Origin of the sequence: Bacillus sp. TL12 (genome assembly GCF_022625245.1) — a bacterium.
Lineage (GTDB): Bacteria > Bacillota > Bacilli > Bacillales > Bacillaceae_G > Bacillus_A.
The window spans coordinates 1-5,199 of the sequence record NZ_JAJJBY010000088.1; the positions used below are offsets into that span (position 1 = coordinate 1).

At 33.2% G+C, this 5,199-nt stretch carries 2 protein-coding genes and 2 pseudogenes; 1 reads left to right on the top strand and 3 read right to left on the bottom strand.

Going from position 1 to position 5,199, the window contains the following annotated elements; translation table 11 throughout:
* Positions 1 to 92 precede the first annotated feature (92 nt).
* Positions 93 to 491: pseudogene (locus tag LOK41_RS27125) on the top strand (hypothetical protein); the annotation flags it as partial.
* 463 nt (positions 492 to 954) lie between these two features.
* On the opposite strand, the gene LOK41_RS27130 reads toward LOK41_RS27125, so the two are convergent.
* From LOK41_RS27130 to LOK41_RS27140, 3 genes and pseudogenes are all read right to left on the bottom strand, one after another.
* Entirely contained in the window at positions 955 to 4,236 is a 3,282-nt protein-coding gene (locus LOK41_RS27130; RefSeq protein WP_241819175.1) for a VaFE repeat-containing surface-anchored protein, read from the bottom strand.
* A gap of 248 nt (positions 4,237 to 4,484) precedes the next feature.
* A pseudogene (locus tag LOK41_RS27135) lies at positions 4,485 to 4,724 on the bottom strand (DDE-type integrase/transposase/recombinase); the annotation flags it as partial.
* A gap of 57 nt (positions 4,725 to 4,781) precedes the next feature.
* A partial coding sequence (locus LOK41_RS27140; protein WP_241819177.1) for a DDE-type integrase/transposase/recombinase occupies positions 4,782 to 5,199 on the bottom strand: 418 nt, incomplete at its 5' end.

Below are 5,199 nucleotides of genomic sequence, written 5' to 3' on the forward strand. Positions count from 1 at the left end.
CTGAATTGTTTTCCTTTAAAATATCCCATTTATGATTCTCCTCACTCTGTTTTGCAAAAGTTTAGCTTAGTTTTAAAAACTTTGCAACAGAACCTTTTAAAAAGACCCAAAAGATAGATACTACTGAACTTTTAACTAAATTAATACCAAGTGACCGCCGAAATAAAAATCGTAATGGCAGGTATTTAGGTGTGGTGAATTTTCTATTTAAATTTGACATGTATAAAAATAAACATCCTATTCCAAAGGCCAAAGATCTAATTGAGGACTTTCAAAAAAGTGGAGTATTAACAAAAGGAATATACAGTATCGATATGTTCGTAGATGATTCAAATCCTGATCACTTTGGGGTCGGATGGGAGAATAATAATGTAGCTTTGTTTGAAGTCGATGGAAATGGTGAATATACAATAATTGCTACTCCTAAATATGATGATTTAGATAGAACTTACTATTATGGTGATTACGCAGCTGAAAAAAATATAAAATAGAATTTTAGGTTGAATTACTTAATTGGAATTGACTAAAAATACATGGTAGAGACGAAAAATATTTATATTAAAATATAGAACTAACGCAAGCGTTAGTTGAAGATTAAGAAAGGCTATTTTTTAGCCTTTTTATTCATCGGGTATCGCCACATCGCTATCAAGCTAAGAAATACAAATACCTCCAAAACGAGAAAATTGACATCTTCATGTAAAAATGTACAATTTTTTTGTTTTGGGGTGTTATAAAATTCTTAAGTTGATGGGCATGGGGTCCCGCCACACATCCATCAACTTAAGAAAAATAAATGCCCCAGAACGAATTTTTGTTACAAGTTAGTACAAAAATTCGTTTTGGGGGTACTATAAAATCTTAGCTTGATGGGCATGTTCACATACCCCCAATTGTTAGATTATGTGTCTAACAATTGGGGTGCAGTTCACAGATGTGCTTATTATTTAATTTCTATGCATTTTTACGTTTTAAGAAAATCACTCCACCTACGATTAACAACATTGCGCCTGCAGCCATAGAGATCCAACTTGTAAGGTTAGTACCTGTTTGCGGTAACCATCCAATTTTAGATTCAATTTCTTTCTTAGGTTGTGGTTGTTCTTTTACTTGCTCTTTTGGTTGCTCTGATGTTGGAGTATTTTTATCTGGATGCGGCTGTTCTGGTTTAGGTTGTTCCGGTTTTATCTCTTTAAATTTCACTGTTTGACCCATATCTTCAATGTCAACGTGAATTGCTACTAAGACATTATCTTGATAAAGTTTTTCAAACACTACTACTTCTTTACCTTGTAATTCAGAAGCATTAAATGTGAAATCTAGTGTGATAGAACCATTTTTCTCTTTTGCAGTAAACTTAGATTCTGCTGTTACTTCTTTACCACCAACTAATAATGGTTTGTTTGTTGCTTTATCCATTAGTTTACCTTTTACAACGTACTCTTTACCCACGATTAAGTCTTTGTATTCCACTTTATCTTGGATTGTTACAGATTTAGAAGCGTCTAACTCTTTAGAACCATCAGCTTTGTTTGTAGCTGTTGTTTTTATTGAAGGTTCTACAAATCGAACTGTTTGCCCTACATCGTTAATGTCAGCGTGAGTTGCAATTACCTGACCTTCATGTAATAAGTCTTCAAACACTACTACTTCTCTTCCTTGCTGTTCAGCACCAACGAAAGTAAAGTCTAATGTTACAAAACCATTCTTTTCTTTTGCAGTAAACTTAGTCTCAGCTGTTACTTCTTTACCATCAATTAATAATGGTTTGTTAATAGCTTTGTTCATTAGTTTACCTTTTACAGTGTACTCTTTACCTACAACTAAGTTAGTATACTCTACTTTGTCTTGGATCGTGATAGAATCGTTTGAATGAATCTCTTTTCCACCATCAGCTTTGTTTGTAGCTGTTGTTTTTATTGATGGCTTAACAAACTTAACTGTTTGACCTTTGTCATTGATATCAGCATGTGTTGTAACAATTTTTCCGTCTTTCAGTACATCTTCGAATACTACTACTTCTTTTTCTTCTAAACCAGTTGCATCAAATGTGAAGTCTAATGTAATAGAACCATTTGCTTCTTTTGGTGTAAACTTAGTTTCAGCTGTTACTTCTTTACCATTTACAACTAATGGTTTATTAGTTTCTTTATCCATTAATTTACCTTTTAAAGTGTACTCTTTACCTACTTGTAGGTCTTTATATTCCACTTTATCTTGAATTGTTACAGACTTAGAAGTGTGCATTTCTTTTGTACCATCGGTTTTATCAGTAGCTGTTGTTTTTACTGAAGGAATCTTTTCATCTTTGACAATATGTTTAATGATTTGACCATTCTCTTTGATCTCAAAAGAAAACGTTTCTTCATTCAATATATAACCTTTTGGTGCAACAGTTTCTTTATATGTGTATTTTCCAAATGGTAACTTTTCAAATTTCGCGATACCTTTATCGTCTGTTTTTCCTTTTACTACTTCTTTCCCTGCTTCGTTATAAATAGTAAATTCTGCATTTGGAAGCTTGTTGTTTCCATCAGCTACATCTACCTTTGTAATTTCTAGATTACCTTTGATAAGATGATTAACTGCTAATAACTCAATAATTTTTCCATGTTCCTTTATTTCGAACACAATTGGTTCTGTAACAAGAACGTAACCATTTGGAGAAGTCTTTTCTACAAATGAATACTTACCATACGCTAAATCTTTGACGTTAATCTCGCCATTTTTATCTGTCTTATATTCCCCAATTACTTTTCCACTTGCATCTTTTAGCTCGAATACTGCACCTTCCAATTTTTTACTGATATCTTCGTTATCTACTTTTAATAATTTTACACTACCTTTTACTTCGGTATTTTCCACTGTAAAAGTAAGTGTTTTATTGTGCTCTTTAATTTCAAAAGGATACTTTGTTTTATTTCCAATATATCCATTAGGTGTTTTTGTCTCTAAGAAATAATACTTACCATACGTAAGACCTTCAACATTTGCAATTCCATTTTCTTTAGTTACTACTTTTTTCACTTCTTTTCCTTCTTCAGTATAGACTGTGAATTCAACATTAGGTAACACCTTGCCCGAATCACTAAGTTTTTTAATTTCAATGTTCCCTTTTGCTTTGTTGTTTACTACTTGAACAGCTCCTGTTTCTCCTGTCTTAACTTCAATAGTTTGTGGTTTGTCACCTAAAACATAGCCTGTTGGTGCTTTAATTTCTTTTACAGTATAAGTACCAATTGGTAGGTTGTTTAATTCTGCAGTACCATCAGCAGCAGTAGTAATTTTCCCAACTGATTCATTATTTGCATTAAAGACTTCAAATACTGCACCAGCTAAAACTTCTCCATTTTCTCCAACCTTTTTAATTTTTAAAGAACCAGCAGCTTCCCAATTTACTGCGAGGTCACTACTAAGCTTTTCTTCATTTCTTTCTAGTAGTACTGTAGCATTCTGAATAGTATCAGTACCGCGATAAGCAATTGCTTGAACTTTAGTTAAATTTGCTGCAACACTTAAATTAAATTCACCTGTTTTTGTATTTTTAGGAATTTGGATACGAAATTTTTCCCCAACTGAAAGCTGATCTTTCACTTCTCCATTTTCACCAACAATTTTTACTCCATTAGGTGCATTTTTCGTTACTACCTTATAAGAACCACTCTTAGCATTTGTTTGTACTGTGTATAGGTTTGTTTCAAAAAACTCACCCTTTAATTCTGCTTTTTGCTTTTCAGCAGGAATTACATTCATGAAAATATCTTGAGTATCTTCACTTTTATTAGCAGCATTAATAATTTCCTTAACCGCCTTTTCAACATTTTTATTCGCATGATTTAATTCATTTACATCAAGTTGACCTAATGCATTCCAAATCGCAAGCTGTGTTGCATAATGTGCCTCATTCTTATTAGCTACTCCCAGCTGTTCTACACTTTTTTGTGGGAATCCATTTAATAAGACCCTATATACCACATTATCTGTTTTACCCATTTCAGGAAGATCTTCACCATTTGGTGATTTTAAGCCAAGAGTTAAGCAATATGCAATCTGACTGCTTGAATTTTTAATAATTTCAGTTCGAATGTACTTACCTAGACTATTACTATAACTCCAATCCATTGAATATTTCTCGTGCGTCATAACCTCTGCACTAGCCCTTGGTAAAAATACATTAAGAAATAATGCCAGTACTGATAATAATGTAACAACTCTTATAATAACTCTCTTACCCAATATTGTAACCTCCCTAAAACAAATGAATTCGAGTATATATCGCAATATCTAAGACATTCTCGATCAACCCGATTATCATTATATAATAAAAGATTACAAATATTAAATAAATTGAATAAAATAGTCATACAATTTACACATTTTAATGTTTTTCAAGTTTTTCAACACATTTACTCTATACAAATGCTCAAAGGTTCTGTTGCGAAGTTTTGATAAGGTTAAGTGGTGCCAACAAAAAGTTGTACATTTTATGCGGTTGTTAGTAGCACCTGTAATTCATTGTACGTCGAAAAACCGAAGTCTGAGCCAAGACTTCGGTTTCGTTTATATAAAGCATGAATGGTTTCGATGCCTTTCAAGGTACGGGAAGCGTGGCGAAGATTTTGAAATCCTGTAGATTTAGCAAAGTGTTGCTTTGTATGTCTATGATCCTGTTCAATACGATTGTTCAAATACTTGCTTGTATAATGAATAGTACATGCATAAAAGGGTTCTGTTGCGAAGTTTTATTAAGGTTAAGTGGTGCCAACAAAAAGTTGTATATTTTATGCGATTGTTAGTAGCTCCTGTAATTCATTGTACGTCGAAAAACCGAAGTCTGAGCCAAGACTTCGGTTTCGTTTATATAAAGCATGAATGGTTTCGATGCCTTTCAAGGTACGGGAAGCGTGACGAAGATTTTGAAATCCTGCGGATTTGGAAAAACGTCGCTTCACATGCCTATGGTCCTGTTCAATGAGATTATTCAAATGCTTAATTGTACAATGAGTTGTATGTATATAAAAGCCTTGTTCCCTTAATTTGTTAAATGCGCAAAGTAATGCTGGTGCTTTGTCTGTAGTGAGAACCGCTGGTTCTCCAAAGATTTTGACCAATCTTTTCATAAAGGCATAGGCAGCCTGTGAACTGCACCCCAATTGTTGGACACTAACTAACAATTGGAGGTGTTTTTTTATGACCAAA